At 63.3% G+C, this 21,048-nt stretch carries 20 protein-coding genes and 1 pseudogene; 19 read left to right on the top strand and 2 right to left on the bottom strand.

The features are described from left to right. The first annotated feature begins 77 nt into the window (after positions 1–77). The 14 genes and pseudogenes from serC to cysM all read left to right on the top strand — a co-directional run bounded on the left by serC (position 78) and on the right by cysM (position 14,359). Positions 78–1,160: a 3-phosphoserine/phosphohydroxythreonine transaminase gene (serC, locus tag QCE49_RS09755; RefSeq protein ID WP_008342388.1), complete on the top strand. Its 1,083-nt coding sequence runs from the start codon at positions 78–80 to the stop codon at positions 1,158–1,160. Positions 1,161–1,186: 26 nt separating this feature from the next. Next, positions 1,187–2,269, top strand: a complete 1,083-nt coding sequence (pheA, locus tag QCE49_RS09750) for a prephenate dehydratase (RefSeq protein ID WP_250460413.1) — start codon at positions 1,187–1,189, stop codon at positions 2,267–2,269. Positions 2,270–2,303: 34 nt separating this feature from the next. After that, positions 2,304–3,224: a prephenate dehydrogenase/arogenate dehydrogenase family protein gene (locus tag QCE49_RS09745; protein ID WP_250460415.1), complete on the top strand. Its 921-nt coding sequence runs from the start codon at positions 2,304–2,306 to the stop codon at positions 3,222–3,224. A gap of 21 nt (positions 3,225–3,245) precedes the next feature. Continuing rightward, positions 3,246–4,550 (top strand): 3-phosphoshikimate 1-carboxyvinyltransferase, encoded by a 1,305-nt coding sequence (aroA, locus tag QCE49_RS09740; protein ID WP_250460417.1) that lies wholly within the window; start codon positions 3,246–3,248, stop codon positions 4,548–4,550. Between the two features lie 75 nt (positions 4,551–4,625). Continuing rightward, positions 4,626–5,312, top strand: a complete 687-nt coding sequence (gene cmk, locus QCE49_RS09735; protein WP_008342380.1) for a (d)CMP kinase — start codon at positions 4,626–4,628, stop codon at positions 5,310–5,312. Between the two features lie 112 nt (positions 5,313–5,424). Then, positions 5,425–7,155, top strand: coding sequence for a 30S ribosomal protein S1 (gene rpsA / locus QCE49_RS09730; protein WP_174447740.1), 1,731 nt, complete (start codon positions 5,425–5,427; stop codon positions 7,153–7,155). A 23-nt stretch (positions 7,156–7,178) separates the two neighbouring features. Continuing rightward, positions 7,179–7,493 (top strand): annotated as a pseudogene (locus tag QCE49_RS09725) (integration host factor subunit beta); the annotation flags it as partial. Between the two features lie 310 nt (positions 7,494–7,803). Continuing rightward, positions 7,804–8,097 carry a lipopolysaccharide assembly LapA domain-containing protein gene (locus QCE49_RS09720; protein ID WP_008342374.1) on the top strand — a complete coding sequence of 98 codons (294 nt, stop codon included), beginning with the start codon at positions 7,804–7,806 and terminating at the stop codon, positions 8,095–8,097. A 38-nt stretch (positions 8,098–8,135) separates the two neighbouring features. Continuing rightward, on the top strand, positions 8,136–9,311 hold the full coding sequence (gene lapB, locus QCE49_RS09715) for a lipopolysaccharide assembly protein LapB (protein ID WP_250460419.1): 1,176 nt from the start codon (positions 8,136–8,138) through the stop codon (positions 9,309–9,311). An 82-nt stretch (positions 9,312–9,393) separates the two neighbouring features. Further along, on the top strand, positions 9,394–10,797 hold the full coding sequence (locus QCE49_RS09710; RefSeq protein ID WP_034472707.1) for a UDP-glucose/GDP-mannose dehydrogenase family protein: 1,404 nt from the start codon (positions 9,394–9,396) through the stop codon (positions 10,795–10,797). Further along, a complete protein-coding gene (gene rfaE1, locus QCE49_RS09705; protein WP_250460421.1) occupies positions 10,763–11,737 on the top strand; it encodes a D-glycero-beta-D-manno-heptose-7-phosphate kinase in 975 nt (324 codons plus the stop codon). Before QCE49_RS09710 ends, rfaE1 begins: the two co-directional genes overlap by 35 nt. Positions 11,738–11,756: 19 nt before the next feature. Continuing rightward, a complete protein-coding gene (rfaD, locus tag QCE49_RS09700; RefSeq protein ID WP_250460423.1) occupies positions 11,757–12,749 on the top strand; it encodes an ADP-glyceromanno-heptose 6-epimerase in 993 nt (330 codons plus the stop codon). Positions 12,750–12,824: 75 nt separating this feature from the next. Further along, positions 12,825–13,199 carry a helix-hairpin-helix domain-containing protein gene (locus QCE49_RS09695; protein WP_008342369.1) on the top strand — a complete coding sequence of 125 codons (375 nt, stop codon included), beginning with the start codon at positions 12,825–12,827 and terminating at the stop codon, positions 13,197–13,199. Positions 13,200–13,456: 257 nt separating this feature from the next. Continuing rightward, on the top strand, positions 13,457–14,359 hold the full coding sequence (gene cysM, locus QCE49_RS09690; protein WP_034472705.1) for a cysteine synthase CysM: 903 nt from the start codon (positions 13,457–13,459) through the stop codon (positions 14,357–14,359). A gap of 73 nt (positions 14,360–14,432) precedes the next feature. Here cysM and mltB read toward each other — a convergent pair whose 3' ends face one another. Next, complete coding sequence (gene mltB, locus QCE49_RS09685) at positions 14,433–15,605, bottom strand: lytic murein transglycosylase B (RefSeq protein ID WP_008342366.1); 1,173 nt, start codon at positions 15,603–15,605, stop codon at positions 14,433–14,435. Positions 15,606–15,913: 308 nt separating this feature from the next. Here mltB and QCE49_RS09680 point away from each other — a divergent pair, with 308 nt between their 5' ends. After that, a complete protein-coding gene (locus tag QCE49_RS09680) occupies positions 15,914–16,837 on the top strand; it encodes a histone deacetylase family protein (RefSeq protein WP_008342364.1) in 924 nt (307 codons plus the stop codon). On the opposite strand, the gene QCE49_RS09675 is transcribed toward QCE49_RS09680, so the two are convergent. Then, positions 16,834–17,715, bottom strand: a complete 882-nt coding sequence (locus tag QCE49_RS09675; protein ID WP_250460425.1) for an alpha/beta hydrolase — start codon at positions 17,713–17,715, stop codon at positions 16,834–16,836. The two genes, QCE49_RS09680 and QCE49_RS09675, sit on opposite strands and share 4 nt — an antisense overlap. 163 nt (positions 17,716–17,878) lie before the next feature. Between QCE49_RS09675 and QCE49_RS09670 the strand changes: the two genes are divergently transcribed. From QCE49_RS09670 to QCE49_RS09655, 4 genes are all read left to right on the top strand, one after another. Then, positions 17,879–18,913 (top strand): methionine ABC transporter ATP-binding protein, encoded by a 1,035-nt coding sequence (locus QCE49_RS09670; protein WP_008342360.1) that lies wholly within the window; start codon positions 17,879–17,881, stop codon positions 18,911–18,913. Then, entirely contained in the window at positions 18,903–19,556 is a 654-nt protein-coding gene (locus tag QCE49_RS09665; protein ID WP_008342358.1) for a methionine ABC transporter permease, read from the top strand. Before QCE49_RS09670 ends, QCE49_RS09665 begins: the two co-directional genes overlap by 11 nt. A 14-nt stretch (positions 19,557–19,570) precedes the next feature. Continuing rightward, positions 19,571–20,365, top strand: coding sequence for a MetQ/NlpA family ABC transporter substrate-binding protein (locus tag QCE49_RS09660; protein WP_250460427.1), 795 nt, complete (start codon positions 19,571–19,573; stop codon positions 20,363–20,365). A gap of 175 nt (positions 20,366–20,540) precedes the next feature. Then, positions 20,541–21,048, top strand: a 508-nt coding sequence (locus QCE49_RS09655; protein ID WP_309805921.1) for an electron transfer flavoprotein subunit beta/FixA family protein, incomplete at its 3' end; no start/stop codon positions are given.

The following is a 21,048-nucleotide window of genomic DNA, read 5'->3' as shown; positions in this document are numbered from 1 at the left end:
AAAACGGTGATTGCGCGGTCTTCGCTGCATTTGCCGCGCAATTCGCGCCTGCCGAATCGGATTTCCGGGACCTCCAGATGCGCGTGTTCAATTTCTCCGCCGGCCCAGCCGCCATGCCAGAAGAAGTCCTGAAGCAGGCAGCCGATGAAATGCTCGACTGGCAAGGCAGCGGCATGAGCGTGATGGAAATGAGTCACCGCGGCGCGGAGTTCATGTCGATCCACGAGGCCGCGCTCACCGATCTGCGTGAACTGTTGGACGTGCCGGCGTCGCATCGCATTCTGTTTCTGCAGGGCGGCGGCATCGGCGAAAACGCCATCGTGCCGATGAATCTGCTCGGCAAGCGGCAAACCGCCGACTTCGTCGTCACCGGTTCATGGTCGACGAAATCGTTCAAGGAAGCGCAGAAGTACGGCACGCCGCATCTCGCGGCGAGCGGCAAGACCGAAGAAGGCTTCACGCGCGTGCCGGCTTTCAGCGAATGGAAGCTGTCGGACGATCCGGCCTACGTGCATCTGTGCAGCAACGAAACCATCGACGGCGTCGAAGCCTTCGAGATTCCCGATCTGGGCGACATCCCGCTCGTCGCCGACGCGTCCTCGCACATCCTCTCGCGCCCGATGGACATCGCGAAGTTCGGCGTGCTCTTCGGCGGCGCGCAGAAGAACATCGGCATGGCGGGCGTGACCGTCGTGATCGTGCGCGAAGACCTGCTCGACCGCGCGCTATCCATCTGTCCTTCGGCGTTCGAGTGGAAGACCGTCGCCGAGAACAACTCGATGTACAACACGCCGCCCACGTATGCGATCTACATCGCCGGTCTCGTGTTCAAGTGGCTGAAGAAGCAGGGCGGCCTCACGGCGATCGAAGCGCGCAACGTCGAAAAGGCGAAGCTGCTGTACGACACCATCGATTCGAGCGATTTCTACGTCAACAAGGTCGAGCGCCCGAACCGTTCGCGCATGAACGTGCCGTTCTTCCTCGCCGACGAATCGCGCAACACCGATTTCCTGGCCGGCGCGAAGGCGCGCGGGCTGTTGCAACTGAAGGGCCACAAGTCCGTCGGCGGCATGCGGGCATCGATCTACAACGCGGTGCCGATCGAGGGCGTGAAAGCGCTCGTCGATTACATGAAGGAATTCGAGCGCGAAAGCGCTTAAACCTGGCTTCAAACATCAAGCACCGCATGGACGACGATCTCAATTCAAGACTCAAACCGCTGCGTGAGCGCATCGATGCGCTCGACGCGCAACTCATCGCGCTGCTGAATCAGCGCGCTTCCGTCGCGCTCGAAGTCGGCGAAGTGAAGAAGCATTTCAATGCGCCCGTGTTTCGTCCGGAGCGCGAGATGCAGGTCATCGCGCGCCTGCAGGAAATGAGCGACGGGCCGCTCGCCGACGAGCACATCGCGTCGATCTGGCGCGAGATCATGGCCGCGAGCCGCGCGCTCGAACAGACGATCAGCGCTGCGTTCCTCGGCCCGGTCGGCACCTATAGCGAACAGGCGATGTTCGAATACTTCGGGCATTCGATTCAGGGCGTGCCGTGCCCGTCGATCGATGAAGTGTTCCGCGCCGTCGAGGCGGGCGCGGCGCAGTACGGCGTCGTGCCGGTCGAGAATTCGGCGGAAGGCGCGGTGTCGCGCACGCTGGATCTGCTGCTGCAGACGTCGCTCTTGATCGGCGGCGAACTCGCGTTGCCGATCCATCACAATCTGCTGACCGCGTCCGGCATGCTCGACGGCGTGAAGCGCGTATGCGCGCATCCGCAGGCGCTCGCGCAGTGCCAGCGCTGGCTGTCCGCGAACGCGCCGCATCTGGAACGGCAAGCGGTGTCGAGCAACGCGGAAGCCGCGCGCATGGCGGTCGAAGATCCGACGGTCGCGGCCATCGCGGGCGATCGCGCCGCGACGCATTACGGCCTCGGCGTCGTGTTCTCGATGATTCAGGACGATCCGCACAATCGCACGCGATTCGTGATCGTCGGCAAGCAGCCGACGGATTCGAGCGGCCACGATCAGACGTCGCTCATCGTCACGGTGAAGAACGAATCCGGCGCGGTCTTCAAGCTGCTCGAGCCGCTCGCGAAACACGGCGTTTCGATGACGCGCTTCGAGTCGCGTCCCGCGCGTTCGGGCGCGTGGGAGTACTACTTTTATATCGATATCGAAGGCCATCGCGACGATGCCGCGGTTGCGGCCGCGCTCGACGAACTCGGGCGCAAGTCCGCGTTCCTGAAGATTCTCGGTTCGTATCCGCGGGCGCGTTGAGCGGCCGCTTCGTTTTCAGCTTCAGGCTGCATCGATGTTCTCTTTCAATAAACTGGTTATCTTCGGCGTCGGCCTGATCGGCGGATCGCTCGCGCGCGCGTTGCGTGAGCGCGCGGGGCTCGAAGGTCGCGTCGTCGGCGTGGGTCGGTCGCGTGCGTCGGTCGAGCGCGCGATCGAACTCGGCGTGATCGACGAAGCCGCCGCGCTCGACGACGACGCCGCGCTCGCCAAGGCGCTCGAAGGCGCCGACGTGGTATTGCTCGCCGCGCCCGTCGCGCAGACCGAGCCGCTGCTCGTGCGCATCGCGCCGTTTCTCGACGCGCGAACCATCGTCACCGACGCCGGCAGCACGAAAACCGATGTCGTCGCGGCGGCGAAGCGCGCGCTCGGTGCGCGCGTCGCGCAGTTCGTGCCGGGACATCCGATCGCCGGGCGCGAGTCGAGCGGCGTCGATGCGGCATTGCCCGATCTGTACGTCGATCGCAATGTGGTGCTGTGTCCGCTGCCGGAAAATGCGGCGGATGGCGTCGAACGCATCGCGTCGATGTGGCGCGCGAGCGGCGCGTGCGTGCGTCAGATGAGCGAGGCGCAGCACGATCGCGTGTTCGCGTCGGTGAGTCATTTGCCGCACGTGCTCTCGTTCGCGCTCGTCGATCAGATTCTCGACACGCCCGATGCCGATCTGAAATTCTCGTTCGCCGCAGGCGGCTTTCGCGATTTCACGCGCATCGCGGCGTCGAGTCCCGAAATGTGGCGCGATATCTGTCTCGCGAACCGCGCCGCGCTGCTCGCCGAGCTCGACGATTACACCGCGGTGCTCGCGCGTTTTCGCGCGGCGATCGACGCATCGGACGGCGCGGCACTCGAAGCGGCGTTCGCGCGTTCGCGCGTCGCCCGGAAAGAATGGCAGGAACGCGGCGGCATCAAGCCTTCGAACGACATCGCCGCCAAGTAAGCCGCGAAACAAGGAAACAACATGGAACATCTCGATCTCGGACCTTTTTCCCGCGCGTCCGGCACCGTGCGCCTGCCCGGCTCGAAGAGCATTTCGAACCGCGTGCTGCTGCTCGCGGCGCTTGCGCACGGCGAAACGTCGATCACGAATCTGCTCGATTCCGACGACACGCGCGTGATGCTCGCCGCGCTCCGGAACCTGGGCGTCGCCGTGCGCGACGACGGCGAGCGCGTGATCGTCGGCGGGACGGGCGGCGCGTTTCCGTCGAAATCGGCGGAGCTGTTTCTCGGCAACGCGGGTACGGCGGTGCGTCCGCTGACCGCGGCGCTGGCCGTGAACGGCGGCGAATATCGCGTCCACGGCGTGCCGCGCATGCACGAGCGGCCGATCGGCGATCTCGTCGACGGGCTGCGCCAGATCGGCGCTGCGATCGATTACGAGCTCAACGACGGCTTCCCGCCGCTCAGGATCCACGCCGCGAAGATCGCCATCGACAAGCCGATCCGCGTGCGCGGCGACGTGTCGAGCCAGTTTCTCACCGCGCTCCTGATGAGCCTGCCGGTCGTGGAAGGCCGTAACGGTCCCGTTACGATCGAGATCGAAGGCGAACTCATTTCGAAGCCGTACATCGAAATCACGATTCGTTTGATGGAGCGCTTCGGCGTCACGGTCGAGCGCGACGGCTGGGCGCGCTTCACCGTTCCCGCCGGCGTGAGCTACAAGTCGCCGGGCGCGATCATGGTGGAAGGCGATGCGTCGTCGGCCTCGTATTTCCTGGCGGCGGGCGCGATCGGGCATGGACCGGTGCGCGTGGAGGGCGTCGGTCGTTCGAGCATTCAGGGCGATGTCGGCTTCGCGGACGCGCTGAACCGCATGGGCGCGAACGTGATGATGGGCGAGGACTGGATCGAAGTGCGCGGCGTCGAATCGGACGATGGCAGGCTCGCGCCCATCGACATGGATTTCAACCTGATTCCCGACGCCGCGATGACGATCGCCGTGGCCGCGCTCTTCGCCAGCGGCACGACGACGCTGCGCAATATCGCGAGCTGGCGCGTGAAGGAAACGGATCGCATCGCCGCGATGGCGAACGAGTTGCGCAAGGTCGGCGCGACCGTGGAAGAGGGTGCGGATTATCTCGTCGTCACGCCGCCGGCGAAACTGACGCCGAACGCCGCGATCGACACCTACGACGATCACCGCATGGCGATGTGCTTTTCGCTCGTGAGCCTCGGCGGCGTGCCGGTCCGCATCAACGATCCCAAATGTGTGGCTAAAACCTTTCCGGACTACTTCGACCGCTTCTCGACGCTCGTGAAAGCGTAACGGGAGCGCTGTACCGTGAAACGCGATGACTTCGACTTCCATGACCGTAATAACGGGCCAGAACGGCCAGACTCAATGAAACCGACCCGTCCTTTCGACCCAACACCAGTGATTACCATCGACGGGCCGACGGCGTCGGGCAAGGGCACGGTCGCGGCGATCGTCGCGGCGACGCTCGGCTTCCACCTGCTCGACAGCGGCGCGCTCTACCGGCTCGCGGCGCTCGCGAGCATCCGCTACGAAGTGGACAAAGACGACGCCCCCGGCCTTGCAAAACTGGTCGAGGCGCTCCATATCACGTTCCGCGAAGGTTGCGCGCAGCTCGATGGCGCCGATGTCTCGGGCGAAATCCGGCAGGAAGAAGTCGGCAACCGCGCCTCCGCGATCGCCGTGCATCCCGAAGTGCGCCAGGCGCTCGTCGCGCGCCAGCGGGCTTTTCGCAAGCGCCCCGGCCTCGTCGCCGACGGCCGCGACATGGGCACGGTCATCTTCCCCGACGCCACGCTGAAGGTGTTCCTGACTGCAAGCGTCGAGGCGCGCGCGGCGCGGCGGTATAAGCAATTGATGCAAAAAGGTTTTTCTGCTAATATGGATGACTTGCTGCGAGATTTGCGCGCACGCGATGCCCGGGACATGAATCGGAGCGCCGCGCCGCTCAAGCCCGCGGCGGATGCGAAGACGCTGGACACCTCCGGTTTGTCGATCGATCAAGCGGTCGAGCAGATCATCGGCTGGTTCAGCGAGATTCGTGTAGTGCAGTAGAAGTAAGGTGCTCTGCCGGGAGGCAGGGCGTGTGTTAAACCATTTAACCCCGTATGGCGTTGCGCATCTGGGTAAAACCCGCCGGTTCATTCTGAATCACCGCGCAAAGGCCGTGCAAATATCGATTTTTATGTCCGACCTGCAAACCTCCACCCCGAATACCGAATCCTTTGCGGCTCTGTTCGAAGAGTCGCTGACCAAGCAGGACATGCGCGCCGGCGAAGTGATCTCCGCCGAAGTCGTGCGTGTCGACCACAACTTCGTGGTCGTCAACGCTGGTCTCAAGTCCGAAGCCTATATTCCGCTCGAAGAATTCCTGAACGACGCGGGTGAAGTGGAAGTGCAGGCGGGCGACTTCGTTTCCGTCGCGATCGACGCGCTGGAAAACGGCTATGGCGACACCATCCTGTCGCGCGACAAGGCGAAGCGCCTCGCTTCGTGGCTGTCGCTGGAAAAGGCGCTGGACAACAACGAACTCGTGACCGGCACGATCACCGGCAAGGTCAAGGGCGGCATGACCGTGATGGTCAACGGCATCCGCGCGTTCCTGCCGGGTTCGCTCGTCGACACGCGTCCGGTCAAGGACACGACGCCGTACGAAGGCAAGACGCTCGAATTCCGCGTCATCAAGCTCGATCGCAAGCGTAACAACGTGGTGCTGTCGCGCCGCGCGGTCATCGAAGCGACGCAGGGCGAAGAGCGCGCGAAGCTGCTCGAGACGCTGAAGGAAGGCGCGATCGTCGAAGGCGTGGTCAAGAACATCACCGACTACGGCGCGTTCGTGGACCTCGGCGGCATCGACGGCCTGCTGCACATCACCGACATCGCATGGCGCCGCGTGCGTCACCCGTCGGAAGTCCTGTCGGTTGGCCAGGAAGTCACCGCCAAGATCCTCAAGTTCGACCAAGAGAAGAACCGCGTTTCGCTCGGCATCAAGCAACTGGGCGACGATCCGTGGGAAGGCATCTCGCGCCGTTACCCGTCGGGCACGCGCCTGTTCGGCAAGGTCACGAACATCACCGACTACGGCGCATTCGTCGAAGTGGAATCGGGCATCGAAGGCCTCGTCCACGTGTCGGAAATGGACTGGACCAACAAGAACGTTGCGCCGTCGAAGGTTGTTCAACTGGGCGACGAAGTCGAAGTCATGGTTCTCGAAATCGACGAAGACCGCCGCCGTATCTCCCTCGGCATGAAGCAGTGCAAGCCGAATCCGTGGGATGACTTCAGCCGCAACTTCAAGAAGGGCGACAAGATCAGCGGCGCCATCAAGTCGATCACCGACTTCGGCGTGTTCATCGGTCTGCCTGGCGGCATCGACGGTCTGGTTCACCTGTCGGATCTGTCGTGGTCGGAAACCGGCGAAGAAGCCGTTCGCAAGTACAAGAAGGGCGACGAAGTCGAAGCCGTGGTTCTGGGCATCGACGTCGACAAGGAACGCATCTCGCTCGGCATCAAGCAGCTCGAAGGCGATCCGTTCAGCAACTTCGTGGCGATCAACGACAAGGGCGCTATCGTCGACGGCGTTGTGAAGTCGGTCGATCCGAAGGGTGCGGTCATCACGCTGTCCGGCGAAGTCGAAGGCTACCTGCGTGCTTCGGAAATCGCGCAAGACCGCGTGGAAGATGCGCGCAACGTGCTGAAGGAAGGCGAGAAGGTCAACGCGATGATCATCAACATCGATCGCAAGTCGCGTGGCATCAACCTGTCGATCAAGGCGAAGGATTCGGCCGAACAGCAGGAAGCCATGCGCAGCCTGCAGGGCGACTCGAACGCCGCCGCGACCGGCACGACCAACCTCGGCGCGCTGCTCAAGGCCAAGCTCGACGGCCAGAACAGCTAAGCCCTTAACGGCACAGCTGCAGAATGACCAAATCGGAATTGGTCGCCCAGTTGGCGTCGCGATTTCCGCAACTTGTCCTCAAGGATGCGGATTTCGCGGTGAAGACGATGCTGGATGCGATGTCGGAGGCTCTGGCCAACGGTCATCGCATCGAGATTCGCGGCTTCGGCAGCTTCGGGCTCAATCGTCGTCCGTCGCGCGTCGGGCGCAATCCCAAGTCGGGTGAAAAGGTGCTGGTGCCGGAGAAATTCGTGCCGCACTTCAAGCCGGGCAAGGAGTTGCGCGAACGCGTCGACGGCCGCGCGGGCGAGCCGCTGAAAGCTTCGAATGACGACGATGCCGACGAGCTCTGTGCGGCGCGCATCGGGCCTGCGGGGGCTTCAGGATTTTCGGTTCGCGGCGTCGGCCTGCGAGGCAATCGACCAGAAAAGCACCCTTCGGGGTGCTTTTTTTATGCGCGGCGTTTCGATAGCAGCGATCCAGCGCGATGGGTGCGTTGTTTGCTAAAAATTCATGCGTCGAGCGGGCGACTGCCGGCGCCCGGGAGCATCAATTACAATACCGGTCACTTTGACCTGGGTGTTCAACCGCGCAGGCCCGGCCGAAACGGAAGGGCCGTCTGGTGCAACCGCTCTTGCGAGACCCTACATGAAATTCATCGTCTGGCTGATCCGCGTTCTGGTATTCGTGCTGTTGCTGGTGCTGGCGCTCGCCAATACCCAGCCCGCGACGCTGAACTTTCTCGCGGGCTACGCGTGGCAGGCGCCGCTTATTCTGATCGGCCTCGCGTTTTTCGTGGTGGGATTGCTCGCGGGGCTCGTGTCGGCTGTGCCGGCCAGGGTGCGTCTGCGCATGGAGAACGGGCGTCTGAAGCGCGAGCTGCGCGTCGCTCGCGAGACGCCGGTGGTGAAGGAAGAACCGCCGATGCCGCCGCTCATCTGACCTTTCGCGCAGACATCTGACACTCAACGACTAATCGCATGGATCTAGACTTCTGGTGGCTGCTTGTCATCCCCGTCGCTTTCGCGCTGGGGTGGATGGCGTCCCGCTATGACTTGAAAGCGCTGTTGTCCGAAAATGCGAATCTGCCGCGCTCGTATTTTCGCGGCCTCAACTTTCTGCTCAACGAGCAACACGACAAGGCGATCGATGCGTTCATCGAAGTCGCCAAGCTCGATCCCGAAACGATCGAACTGCATTTCGCGCTCGGCAATCTGTTTCGGCGCCGCGGAGAGACCGATCGCGCGATTCGCGTGCATCAGAATCTGTTGAGTCGCGCCGATTTGCCGGTCGCGGAACGCGATCACGCGCTCTACGAACTCGGACAAGATTTTCTGAAGGCGGGCCTGCTCGATCGCGCCGAGGAAACGTTCAAGTCGCTCAATGCCGGCGAATATTCGCTCGGCGCGCAGCGCGCGCTGCTGACCATCTACGAGATCGAAAAGGACTGGCCGAAATCGATCGCGACGGCCGAGCAGATCGAAAAGATGGGCGCGCCCTCGCTGCATATGGAAATCGCGCATTTCCACTGCGAGCTGGCGCAGGAAGCGCTTCAGCGCAAGAATCCAGATGGTGCGCGCGCCGAACTGAAGCTCGCGCTGGCATCGAACCCGGACAACGTGCGCGCGACCATCCTGGCAGGCGATGTCGAAGCGGCCGCCGGCAACGTCGATATCGCTATCGCGCACTGGAAGCGCGTCGAGGAGCAGAACGAGGCGTATCTGCCGCTCGTCGCCGAGAAGCTGATGAAGGCGTACGCCGCGCTCGGGCGCAAGGAAGAGGGCGTCGATCTGCTGATCGATTACGCGACGCGCTATCCGTCGAACGATCTGCTCGATGTCGCCTACAAGCACGTTCAAGAGTTGCGCGGTCTCGAAGCCGCGCACGAGCTGGCACGCAAGCAGATGCAAAGCGCGCCGAATCTCGCGGGCATGACGCGTCTGCTCGAGGCGCAGGAGGCGACGGCCGACGAGCCGCGCCGCGGCGAGCTCGAACTGATGCGTAATCTGGTGAAACAGCGCACTAAGAATCTGCCGCGTTATACGTGTCAAACTTGCGGGTTCCGTGCGCGTCTATTCTATTGGCAATGCCCCGGCTGCAGCGGCTGGGAGACGTACGCGCCGCGTCGCGTCGAGCCGATCACGAGCTCGGCCTGAGCCAGCGCGGCGAGCATGACATCGGGCGGCGCGCGAATGCGCCGCTTCTGCCACCGGCATTTCAGGAACAACCGGAAAGCGTATGAAAGTGACCATCGTCGGCACGGGTTACGTCGGTCTTGTAACCGGCGCGTGCCTTGCCGAAATCGGCAATGACGTGTTTTGCGTGGACGTCGATCCGCGCAAGATCGAAATTCTCAACAATGGCGGCGTGCCGATCCACGAGCCGGGCCTTCAGGAAATGCTGAGGCGCACGCGCGCGGCAGGCCGCATCCAGTTTTCCACCGACGTGAAAGCGAGCGTCGAGCACGGCGACATTCAATTCATCGCGGTCGGCACGCCGCCCGACGAAGACGGCTCAGCCGATCTGCAATACGTGCTCGCCGCCGCGCGCAATATCGGCAAGTATTCGAACGGCTTCAAGGTGATCGTCGATAAATCGACGGTGCCGGTCGGCACGGCGCTGCAAGTGAAGCGCGTCGTCGAGGAAGAGTTGCGGGCGCGCGGGCTCGGCGAGTCGGAGAAGCACGGCTTCTCGGTCGTGTCGAATCCTGAGTTCCTGAAGGAAGGCGCGGCTGTGGACGACTTCATGCGCCCGGATCGCATCGTGATCGGCATCGACGACGACCGCGCGGGCAACCTCGCGCGCGAGAAGATGAAGCGCCTCTACACGCCGTTCAACCGCAATCACGAGCGCACGCTGTACATGGACGTGCGTTCGGCCGAGTTCACGAAGTACGCCGCCAACGCGATGCTCGCGACGCGCATCTCGTTCATGAACGATCTGTCGAATCTCGCGGATACCGTCGGCGCCGACATCGAATCGGTGCGGCGGGGCATGGGCTCGGATCCGCGCATCGGCTATCACTTCCTGTATGCAGGCTGCGGCTATGGCGGCTCGTGCTTCCCGAAGGACGTGCAGGCGCTCGCGCAAACCGCGCGCGAAAACGGCCACACGCTGCGCGTGCTCGAGGCGGTCGAAGCGGTCAATAACGATCAGAAGGAAGTGCTCGTCAACAAGATCGTGAAGCGCATGGGCGAGGATCTGCGCGGGCGCACGTTCGCCGTGTGGGGCCTCGCATTCAAGCCCAATACCGACGACATGCGCGAGGCGTCGAGCCGGCGCATCATCGAGGCGCTGCTGCAGCGCGGCGCCACGGTGCGCGGCTACGATCCCGTCGCGCGCGACGAGGCAGAGCGCGTGTTCGCGCTCGATCTCGCGGATCGCCCCGACGACTTCCAGCGCCTGCATCTCGTGAACACGCAACAGGATGCGCTGACGGACGCGGACGCGCTCGTCATCGTGACCGAATGGAAGGAATTCAAGAGCCCGGATTTCTGGCACTTGAAGAGCGCGTTGAAGACGCCGGTGATCTTCGACGGCCGCAATCTGTATGAACCGGAAGCGATGGCCGAAATGGGCATCGACTACTTTGCAATAGGACGTCCCCATGTCGAACTCGACCGCAACGGCAGCCACAACTAACGCCGATATTCCCGTCGTCCCGCTTGCGCGCGTTTCGGCGGCGCGCGTGCTCGTGGTCGGCGACGTGATGCTCGACCGCTACTGGTTCGGGGACGTCAACCGCATCTCGCCCGAAGCGCCCGTTCCGGTCGTGCACGTGCAGAAGAAGGAAGACCGCCTCGGCGGCGCGGCGAACGTCGCGCGCAACGCGGCGGCGCTCGGCGCGCAGGCCGGCCTGCTTTGCGTAGTGGGACATGACGAGCCGGGCGAGCGCATCGTCGAGTTGCTCGGCGAAAGCAAGGTCGCGGCGCATCTCGAGCGCGATCCCGAACTGCTCACGACCATCAAGCTGCGCGTGCTGTCGCGTCAGCAGCAGTTGCTGCGCGTCGATTTCGAGAACACGCCGAATCATGAAGTGCTGCGCGCGTGTCTCGAACGGTTCACCGAGATCCTGCCGCAGCACGACGTGATCCTCATGTCCGATTACGCGAAGGGCGGCCTCACGCACGTCACGCAGATGATCGCCGAAGCGAAACGCGCCGGAAAGCCCGTGCTCGTCGATCCGAAGGGCGACGACTGGGACCGTTATCGCGGCGCGACGCTCATCACGCCGAATCGCGCGGAGCTGCGCGAAGTCATCGGCCAGTGGAAATCGGAAGAAGATCTGCACGAGCGCGTGAGGAAACTGCGTGCGGAGCTCGATCTTTCAGCGCTGCTCCTCACGCGCTCGGAAGAGGGCATGACGCTCTTCACCGAGGACCAGGTGCTGCACACATCGGCCGAAGCGCGCGAAGTGTATGATGTCTCGGGCGCCGGCGACACCGTCATCGCAACGGTCGCGACCATGCTGGGCGCGGGTGTGCCGCTCGTCGACTCGATCGTCTATGCGAACCGCGCGGCGGGCATCGTCGTGGGCAAGCTCGGTACGGCGACCGTCGACTACAACGAACTCTTCGCCTGACCTTATCTGAAATAACGCCATGACCATCATCGTTACCGGTGCAGCCGGCTTCATCGGCAGCAATATCGTCAAGGCGCTCAACGAGCGTGGCGAGAATCGCGTGATCGCGGTCGACAACCTCACGCGCGCCGACAAGTTCAAGAATCTCGTCGATTGCGAAATCGACGATTACCTCGACAAGACCGAGTTCGTCGAGCGCTTCAAGCGCGGCGATTTCGGCCGCGTGCGCGCGGTGTTCCACGAAGGCGCCTGTTCGGACACGATGGAAACCGACGGCCGCTACATGATGGACAACAACTTCCGCTACAGCCGCGACGTGATGGACGCGTGCCTCGCGCAGGGCGCGCAGTTCCTGTATGCATCGTCGGCGGCGACATACGGCGGATCGAGCCGTTTCGTCGAAGAGCGCGAAGTCGAGAAGCCGCTCAACGTGTACGGTTATTCGAAGTTCCTCTTCGATCAGATCGTGCGGCAGGTGCTGCCGAAGGCGGAAAGCCAGATCGCCGGCTTTCGCTATTTCAACGTGTACGGCCCGCGCGAAACGCACAAGGGACGCATGGCGTCGGTCGCGTTCCACAACTTCAATCAGTTCCGCTCGGAAGGCAAGGTCAAGCTCTTCGGCGAGTACAACGGCTATGCGGCCGGCGAGCAGGCGCGCGACTTCATCTCGGTCGAAGACGTCGTGAAGGTGAATCTGTTCTTCTTCGATCATCCGGAGAAGTCGGGCATTTTCAATCTCGGCACCGGGCGCGCGCAGCCGTTCAACGACATCGCGTCGACGGTCGTGAACTCGCTGCGCGCGCTGAACGGCGAAGCGGCGCTCTCGCTCGCCGAACTCGTGCAGCGCGGGCTGATCGAGTACGTGCCGTTCCCCGACGCGCTGCGCGGCAAGTACCAATGCTTCACGCAGGCGGACCAGTCGAAGCTGCGCGCAGCCGGTTACGACGCCTCGTTTCTTACGGTTCAGGAAGGTGTCGATCGCTACGTGCGTTGGCTATTCGGCCAGCTATAAACGCGCTTCGAGCCTCTCTAAACTGGGTCTCACGGTTGGCGCTGGTGCCGGCCGGTTCTTCACGGAGACTCAGTCATGTTCAAGCAAGCACTCTCGTCGATCGCTGCGTTCGCGCTCATCTTTTCCATCGGTAGCGCGTTCGCGGCCGTCGACGTCAATACCGCCAACTCCGACGCGCTGCGCGGCATCAAGGGCATCGGTCCGGCGAAGGCGAAAGCCATTCTCGATGAACGTCAGGCGCACGGTCCGTTCAAGGACGCGAGCGATCTCGGCACGCGCGTCAAAGGCATGGGCGGCAAGACCGTCCAGCGTCTGGAAGCGGAAGGACTGACAATCGGCGCAACGACGAAGACCGCGGCCGTCGCCGCACCGCCTGGCGGCGCGAACTCGGCTGTCGCGACGCCGGTTTCGGCGTCCGCATCAGCTAAACCGGTCATTGTGAAGAAATAAGCACGGCCCGGAGGCGCGCCCTGGTGCGCGGCGCGCCATCGGTCTCCTTCAGCCTTCGGATGTCTTGGGCTCCCCGCGGACGGCCTCCTCGCGGGGCTTTTTGCATGCGCGGACGGCGCGCGCGAGCGGCATTCCATCCGTGCATCAGGGATGCGCCGGCATCGGCGGAACCGGTGGGCTACAATCGACGAATCCCTATATCAAAATCCGCGCGGAAAGGCAGTGTCGTCCGCGGGGAATCCGAATCGGCTCCGCATATGGCTTACATGACTATCGAAGACACGATCGGCAATACGCCGCTCGTGCAACTCGTCCGCATCGTCGACGATGAAATTCGCAGCCGCAACAACGTCGTGCTGGGCAAGCTCGAAGGCAACAATCCGGCGGGATCGGTGAAGGACCGGCCGGCGCTGTCGATGATCAGGAAAGCTGAAGAGCGCGGCCGCATCAAGCCGGGCGACACGCTCATCGAAGCGACGAGCGGCAACACCGGCATCGCGCTCGCGATGGCCGCCGCGATGCGCGGCTACAAGATGGTGCTGCTGATGCCGGAAGATCTGTCGATCGAGCGCCGCCAGAGCATGGCCGCGTATGGCGCCGAAATCGTGCTGACGCCGGTGACGGGCGGCATGGAATACGCACGCGATCTCGCCGATCAGATGCAGCGTGACGGCAAAGGCATCATTCTCGATCAGTTCGCGAACCCGGACAATCCGCTCGCGCATTACGAAGGCACGGGCCCGGAGCTGTGGCGTCAGACCGAAGGCCGCCTTACCCACTTCGTCTCGTCGATGGGCACGACCGGCACGATCATGGGCGTGTCGAAGTATCTGAAAGAGCAGAACGAAAAGATCGAGATCATCGGCGCTCAGCCGGAAGAAGGCTCGCGCATTCCGGGCATCCGCAAGTGGCCGGAAGCCTATCTGCCGAAGATTTTCGATCGCAGCCGCGTGGATCGCGTGGAGAACGTAAGTCAGGCGGCCTCCGAAGCGATGGCGCGACGCCTCGCATCGGTCGAAGGCATTTTCGCGGGCATTTCGTCGGGCGGCGCGTGCGAAGTGGCGCTGCGCATCGCGCGCCAGGTGGAGAACGCGACGATCGTGTTCATCGTCTGCGATCGCGGCGATCGTTATCTTTCGACGGGCGTGTTCCCGGCGTGATGCCGCGCATCCTGATCGCGCAATGAGAGAACCCCGGCGAGCCGGGGTTTTTTACGTCTGTAGCGGACAAACGTCACTGCGAATTCGCGCCCGTGTCGCCCGCGACCATGCGCGCCTTGACCGCTTCGCCAAGCTGATACACCGCGAGCGCGTAGAAGAAGCTGCGGTTGTAACGCGTCAGCACGTAGAAGTTCTTCAGCCCGAGCGTGTATTCGGTCGCGCGGCCGGGCGTGGGCAAATCGACGACGGTGAGCGGCGTCGGCGCTTCTGCGTCGATATTCAAGCCCGGCTCGTTGAGCAGCATGCCGGCCTTCGTCAGTTGCGCGAGCGACCATTTCGGTTCCGGCGCGCCATCGGCGGCGGCCTGCGCGATGCCCTGACTGCCGACATCGCCGGCGATGCGCCACACGACCGGCCGGCCCGGTTCCCAGCCGTTCTGCTTCAGATAGTTCGCCACACTGCCGATGGCGTCTGCCGGGCTCGTGCGCAGATCGATGCGGCTGTTGCCGTCGTAATCGACCGCGTATTGCACGATGCTGCTCGGCAGGAACTGCGGAATCCCGATCGCGCCCGTGTATGAACCGAGGACGGTCGTCGGATCGATCTGCGAATCGCGCGTCCACACGAGCAGGTCTTCGAGATTCTTGCGGAACGTCGCCATGCGCTCGACGCGGTTCGGCGTGTTCGGGTAATCGAAGGTGAGCGTGGTCAGCGCGTCGAGCGCGCGGAAGTTGCCCATGTACTTCCCGTAGATCGTCTCCACGCCGATGATTCCGACGATCACCTCCGGCGGTACGCCGAACTGCTCGGACGCGCGCTGCAGCGTCGCCTGATTCGCGCGCCAGAACTTCACGCCCGCGTTGATGCGAACCGGCTCGATGAAACGCCCCTGGTACGCGCGCCAGTTCTTGGCCTGCGGCGTGGGCGAAGGCAACACCAGTTTCGCCGCGGTCGCCGAATAGCTCACGCGCGCGAACAGGTCGTGCAGCGCGGACGAATCGAAGTCGTAGCGCGCGACCATGTCATTGATGAACGCATCGACATTCGGATTGTTCGCGTAGCGCTGCGGCACGATCTCTTCTTCGAACACCTGCCCTTGCGGCGTCGCGGCCTGCGGCTGCTGCGACTGCGCAAAGGCACTGTTCCCGGAGAGAAAGCCGAGCGCGCAGACGAGGGAGGCAACGAGTGCACGCTTTGCCGGCCTGGATGAAGCCGTGAAGACGAACGGAGCAAACTGGAAAGTCATAGTGTGCGTGGTTGGGGGCGGTTGGGGCGATGCCGGATGCGCGAGTGGCCAAAAACGCCTGTGAAGTCGAATCGATGCAACGATTCTCAACGGAACGCAACAGCCTGCAACATGCCGCGCGCAATCGCTCGGCCGGCAAGGCGTCGGGGCAGTATAACCGACGCTTCGCGCCCATATCGGCCATGTGCCCGGGCGAGGGCGGCCGTGCCGGACGGTGTGGTAACTTAACGTCAATTGCGCGACAAGTGGTCGCGTATGACGAAAAAATACGAGACGAGAGCCGACGACAAGCGGCATTGCGAGACATCATGGCCACCGGCTTCTACTCCCACCCCGACTGCCTCCAGCACGACAACGGCCAATGGCATCCCGAGTGTCCGGCGCGCCTGCAGGCGATCGAAGACCAGCTGATCGCGAGCCGGATCGATTCGCTCATCGAGCGCGAGGAAGCGCCGCTCGCCGACGAAGCCGACCTTGCGCGCGTGCATACGCAGGCGCACATCGACTACATCAAGAGCCGCACGCCGGAATCGGGCCGAAGCGAACTCGACCCCGATACGTCGATGTGCCCCCAGTCCTATCGCGCGGCGTTGCGCGCGGCGGGCGCGGCGGTCGCGGCCACCGATGCCGTCATCGAAGGCCGTTACGACAACGCGTTTTGCAGCATCCGGCCGCCGGGCCATCACGCCGAGCCCGCGCGCGCGATGGGCTTCTGCCTCTTCAACAACGTCGCGATCGCCGCGCGGCATGCGCTGGAAGTGCACGGCCTGCAGCGGGTCGCGATCGTCGATTTCGACGTGCATCACGGCAACGGCACCGAAGCCGCGTTCAGCGGCGATTCGCGCGTGCTGATGTGCAGTTTCTTCCAGCATCCGTTCTATCCGTTCTCCGGCGCCGACAATCACGCGGCGAACATGGTCAACGTGCCGCTCGCCGCGCGCACTAAGGGCATGCAGGTGCGCGAGGTCGTCGACATGATGTGGCTGCCGCGGCTCGAAGCGTTCAAGCCGCAGATGATCTTCGTCTCGGCCGGCTTCGATGCGCATCGCGAAGACGACATGGCGAACATGGGTCTTGTCGAGGACGATTACGCGTGGATCACCGAGCAGATTCGCGGCGTCGCGAAGCGCCACGCGCAAGGGCGCATCGTGAGTTGTCTCGAAGGCGGCTATAACCTTTCGGCGCTGGGCCGCAGCGTCGTTGCGCATCTGCGGGTGCTGGCGGAAATCTAGCGGGCGCGAGCGCGCGCGTAGTCCGCGCGCACGAGCGTCCAGTCGATCAGTTCGCGGATCACGCGCTCGCGGTCGAGATCGTTGAGCGTTTCGTGGGCGCTGCCTTCGTGGACGATGAGCGTGGTGTCGGTCGATCCCGCGTTGGCTTCGAACTCGCGGCTGCCGGCGGGATCGCAGATCGCGTCCGCGCTGCCGTGAAAGACGAGAAGCGGCAGCTTGATGTCGCCGCGCTTTTCCGCCACGCGCTCCATGCCGGCGAGAATCTGCGCGGCAGTGCGTGCGCAGACGGCTGCGTGATGCACGAGCGGATCGCGCTTGTACGCTTCGACGACGCCCGGCGCGCGCGACAGCAGCGCCGGATCGATGCTGAACGCGGCGACGCGCGGCGCGACCACGCCCACGATGCGGCTCAGTTTGGCCTTCCAGCGCGGCGTGCCCGTTCCGATCTTCAACGCCGGGCTCGACAGGATCAGACCGGCCAGCTTGTTCGCCTGCGCACGCTCGGCGGCGTAGAGCGCCGCGATCGTTCCGCCCATGCTGTGGCCCATCAAAAAGAGCGGCGTGCCGGCGGGCGGCGTGGCCGCGCACGCTTCGAGCAGGACATCGGTGTCGCGCAGATAGTCCGTGAAGACGCGAACCCACGCCCGTTCGCCCGACGACTTCCCGTGTCCGCGCAGATCGATCGCGATCAGCTCGATGCCCGCCGCGTTCAGCGCGGTCGCGAGCGCGTCGTAACGGCCCGCGTGTTCGCCGAGACCGTGGACGAGCGCGATCCGCGCGTTGAGTTCGATGCCCGGCGCGGGGTGCCAGCGATGCAGAAACAGTTCGACGCCGTGTCGCGTCGTGACGGCGCTCGTCGAATAGATAGTGCGTGACATGGCGCGGTAAATATCTCCACGTTATTAGCCGATCTGAAATCATTATTAAACAGAATGTAACGCGTCCTGTAAAATCCTCGCCACGATACAAACAGCTAAGAACGAGCGGCGGCCGGCGGCGCGGGTGGGTTCACCCGACAAGCCTTCCGCCGTTTGCATTTTCATGATCGAAATACGCAATCTTTCGCAGCGTTTCGCGGGGCCCCGAGGCTGGGTCGAAGCGCTGCACAACGTCAATCTGACGATTCCCGCCGGCGAAGTGTTCGGCATCATCGGGCGCAGCGGCGCGGGCAAGAGCACGCTGGTTCGCACGATCAATCTGCTGACGCGGCCGAGCGAAGGCAATGTGATCGTCGACGGACGCGATCTCACGACGCTCGGCAAGGACGATCTGCGCGCCGCGCGCCGCGACATCGGCATGATCTTTCAGCATTTCAATCTGCTGAGCTCGCGCACGGTGTACGACAACGTCGCGCTGCCGCTCGAACTCGCCGGCAAGAAGCGCGCGGAGATCGAAGCGGCCGTGTTGCCGCTGCTCGATCTCGTCGGCCTCACGACGCACAAGGACAAGTATCCCGCGCAGATAAGCGGCGGACAGAAGCAGCGCGTCGGGATTGCGCGGGCGCTCGCGAGCAAGCCGACAGTGCTGCTCTCCGACGAAGCCACGTCCGCGCTCGATCCCGAAACCACGCGCGCGATTCTCGATCTGCTGCGCAAGATCAATCGCGAGCTCGGGCTCACCATCGTGCTCATCACGCATCAGATGGAAGTGATCAAACAGGTCTGCGATCGCGTCGCGGTGCTCGACGCCGGGCGCGTGGTCGAAGAGGGCAAGGTCGTCGATGTCTTCATGCAGCCGCATCACGAAGTCACGCGCGCACTGATCGGCGACGTGATCGCACACGAGTTGCCGCCCGCATTGAAGGCACGCGTGATCGAGCGGCTCAAGACCGGCAGCGGTCATTTGCTGCGGCTCGCGTTCACGGGCTCGGGCGTCGATCAGCCGATTCTCTCGGAGACGATCCGCCGCTACGAACTCGATTTCAACATCCTGCACGGCCAGATCGACGAGATTCAGGGGCAGGCGTTCGGCTCGCTCGCGGTGCTCGCGGGCGGTCAGCCGGTGAAGATCGCCGAAGCGATCGAATATTTGCGCTCGCAGGGCGTCGTCGTGGAGGAGTTGTCCCATGTTGAGTGAAATGTTCGACATGTTCGTCCAGTCGTTCTGGGAAACGCTGATCATGGTCGGCATCTCGGGACTCGTCGGCGCGGCGGTCGGTTTGCCGCTCGGCGTGCTGCTCTATCTCACCGATCGCGACGGCGTGCTGCAGAACATCGGCGTGAATCGGGTGCTCGGCGGCATCGTGAATGCGGTGCGCTCGACGCCGTTCATCATCCTTCTCGTCGCGGTGATTCCGTTCACGCGGCTCGTCGTCGGCTCGTCGATCGGCACCGCGGCCGCCGTCGTGCCGCTGACGATCGCCGCTGCGCCGTTCATCGCGCGGCTCGTCGAGACGGCACTGCGCGAAGTGGATCGCGGACTCATCGAGGCCGCGCAGGCAATGGGCGCGACGACATCGCAGATCGTCTTCAAAGTGCTGTTGCCGGAATCGCTGCCGGGCGTCGTCGCTGGATTGACGATCACGTTCGTGTCGCTCGTCGGCTATTCGGCGATGGCGGGCGCGATCGGCGGCGGCGGTCTCGGCGATCTCGGCATCCGCTATGGTTATCAGCGTTTTCTTCCTGAAGTGATGATCACGGTCGTCGTGATTCTCATCGTGTTCGTGCAGCTCGTTCAGTCGTTCGGCGACTGGCTCGTTCGTCGTCTCAGTCACAAATAACCACTCAAGAAACCATGCAACGTCGATTCATTCTGAAGTTCGCCGCCGCGCTGCTGAGCGCAACGCTGTTCAACGGTGCCGCGCACGCCGATGAAGCCATCAAGTTGGGCGTGACCGGCGGCCCGCACGCGCAGATCATGGACGTGGTGAAGCAGGTCGCCGCGAAAAACGGGCTGAAGGTCACGGTCGTCGAGTTCTCGGATTACGTGCAGCCGAACGCCGCGCTCGCCGCCGGCGATCTCGATGCGAACAGCTATCAGCATCTGCCGTATCTCGACGCGCAAGTGAAGGATCGCGGCTACAAGCTCGTCAAGGTCGCCGATACGGTGACGTTCCCGATGGGCATCTACTCGAAGAAGCTGAAGTCGCTGTCGGCGCTTGCCAACGGCGCGCGCATCGCGGTGCCGAACGATCCGACCAACGGCGGCCGCGCATTGCTGCTGCTGCAGAAGCAAGGTCTCATCAAGCTGCGCGCGGATGCGGGTCTGAAAGCGACGCCGCTCGATATCGTCGAGAATCCGAAGAAGCTGAAGATCGTCGAACTCGACGCCGCGCAGATTCCGCGCTCGCTCGACGACGTCGATGCCGCCGCCATCAATACGAACTTCGCGATGGAAGCGGGCCTGAAGCCGAAGTCGGACGCGATCGCAATCGAAGATCCGCGCGGTCCGTATGTGAACATCATCGCGGTTCGCGCGGCCGACAAGGACAAGCCGTGGGTTGCGAAGCTGATCGCGGCGTATCACTCGCCGGAAGTGAAGCAGTTCATCGAAGGCAAGTACGCCGGCGCGGTGATTACGGCCTGGTAATCGTTTTCATGGTCGGATTCGGGTTTTCGTGGATATAAATAGAACGATCGTTCGATAAAATTCGGCTCATACCTATTGCACGATCGCCGACCCCACCCGCTTTTGGAGGGGTGATCTTACGCGTCACTCGTATAATGGCGCTGGGTTGACGTAATCGTAACTTTGGAGCGTGTGCATGAAAATTCTGGTGCCAGTCAAGCGCGTGGTCGACTACAACGTGAAGGTCCGCGTGAAATCGGATAACACGGGTGTCGATATCGCCAACGTGAAGATGTCGATGAACCCGTTCGACGAAATCGCCGTGGAAGAGGCGGTGCGTCTGAAGGAAGCGGGTGTTGCTACGGAAGTGATCGCCGTATCGTGCGGCGTGACGCAATGTCAGGAGACGTTGCGGACGGCGCTGGCGATCGGTGCGGATCGCGCGATTCTGGTCGAATCCGCCGATGAACTGCAGCCGCTGGCGGTCGCGAAGATCCTGAAGGCGCTAGTCGATCAAGAGAAGCCTGAGCTCGTCATCCTGGGCAAGCAGGCCATCGACGACGACTCGAATCAAACCGGCCAGATGCTCGCTGCACTGGCGGGTCTGCCGCAAGCGACGTTCGCATCGAAGGTCGTCGTTGCCGATGGCAAAGCCACGGTATCGCGCGAAGTCGATGGCGGCGCCGAAACGCTGTCGCTGAAAT

The sequence above is a fragment of the Caballeronia sp. LZ008 genome (genome assembly GCF_031451435.1).
GTDB lineage: Bacteria > Pseudomonadota > Gammaproteobacteria > Burkholderiales > Burkholderiaceae > Caballeronia > Caballeronia zhejiangensis.
The sequence above is the reverse complement of the archived record's forward strand: the minus strand, read 5'-3'. Positions and strand labels throughout refer to the sequence as shown.

Excerpts from the sequence above, each read along its gene's own strand:
- serC (WP_008342388.1), top strand. The coding sequence starts at position 78 with ATGCGCGTGTTCAATTTCTCCGCCGGCCCAGCCGCCATGCCAGAAGAA.
- pheA (WP_250460413.1), top strand. The coding sequence starts at position 1,187 with ATGGACGACGATCTCAATTCAAGACTCAAACCGCTGCGTGAGCGCATC.
- QCE49_RS09745 (WP_250460415.1), top strand. The coding sequence starts at position 2,304 with ATGTTCTCTTTCAATAAACTGGTTATCTTCGGCGTCGGCCTGATCGGC.
- aroA (WP_250460417.1), top strand. The coding sequence starts at position 3,246 with ATGGAACATCTCGATCTCGGACCTTTTTCCCGCGCGTCCGGCACCGTG.
- cmk (WP_008342380.1), top strand. The coding sequence starts at position 4,626 with ATGAAACCGACCCGTCCTTTCGACCCAACACCAGTGATTACCATCGAC.
- QCE49_RS09720 (WP_008342374.1), top strand. The coding sequence starts at position 7,804 with ATGAAATTCATCGTCTGGCTGATCCGCGTTCTGGTATTCGTGCTGTTG.
- lapB (WP_250460419.1), top strand. The coding sequence starts at position 8,136 with ATGGATCTAGACTTCTGGTGGCTGCTTGTCATCCCCGTCGCTTTCGCG.
- QCE49_RS09710 (WP_034472707.1), top strand. The coding sequence starts at position 9,394 with ATGAAAGTGACCATCGTCGGCACGGGTTACGTCGGTCTTGTAACCGGC.
- rfaE1 (WP_250460421.1), top strand. The coding sequence starts at position 10,763 with ATGTCGAACTCGACCGCAACGGCAGCCACAACTAACGCCGATATTCCC.
- rfaD (WP_250460423.1), top strand. The coding sequence starts at position 11,757 with ATGACCATCATCGTTACCGGTGCAGCCGGCTTCATCGGCAGCAATATC.
- QCE49_RS09695 (WP_008342369.1), top strand. The coding sequence starts at position 12,825 with ATGTTCAAGCAAGCACTCTCGTCGATCGCTGCGTTCGCGCTCATCTTT.
- cysM (WP_034472705.1), top strand. The coding sequence starts at position 13,457 with ATGGCTTACATGACTATCGAAGACACGATCGGCAATACGCCGCTCGTG.
- mltB (WP_008342366.1), bottom strand. The coding sequence starts at position 15,605 with ATGACTTTCCAGTTTGCTCCGTTCGTCTTCACGGCTTCATCCAGGCCG.
- QCE49_RS09680 (WP_008342364.1), top strand. The coding sequence starts at position 15,914 with ATGGCCACCGGCTTCTACTCCCACCCCGACTGCCTCCAGCACGACAAC.
- QCE49_RS09675 (WP_250460425.1), bottom strand. The coding sequence starts at position 17,715 with ATGTCACGCACTATCTATTCGACGAGCGCCGTCACGACGCGACACGGC.
- QCE49_RS09670 (WP_008342360.1), top strand. The coding sequence starts at position 17,879 with ATGATCGAAATACGCAATCTTTCGCAGCGTTTCGCGGGGCCCCGAGGC.
- QCE49_RS09665 (WP_008342358.1), top strand. The coding sequence starts at position 18,903 with ATGTTGAGTGAAATGTTCGACATGTTCGTCCAGTCGTTCTGGGAAACG.
- QCE49_RS09660 (WP_250460427.1), top strand. The coding sequence starts at position 19,571 with ATGCAACGTCGATTCATTCTGAAGTTCGCCGCCGCGCTGCTGAGCGCA.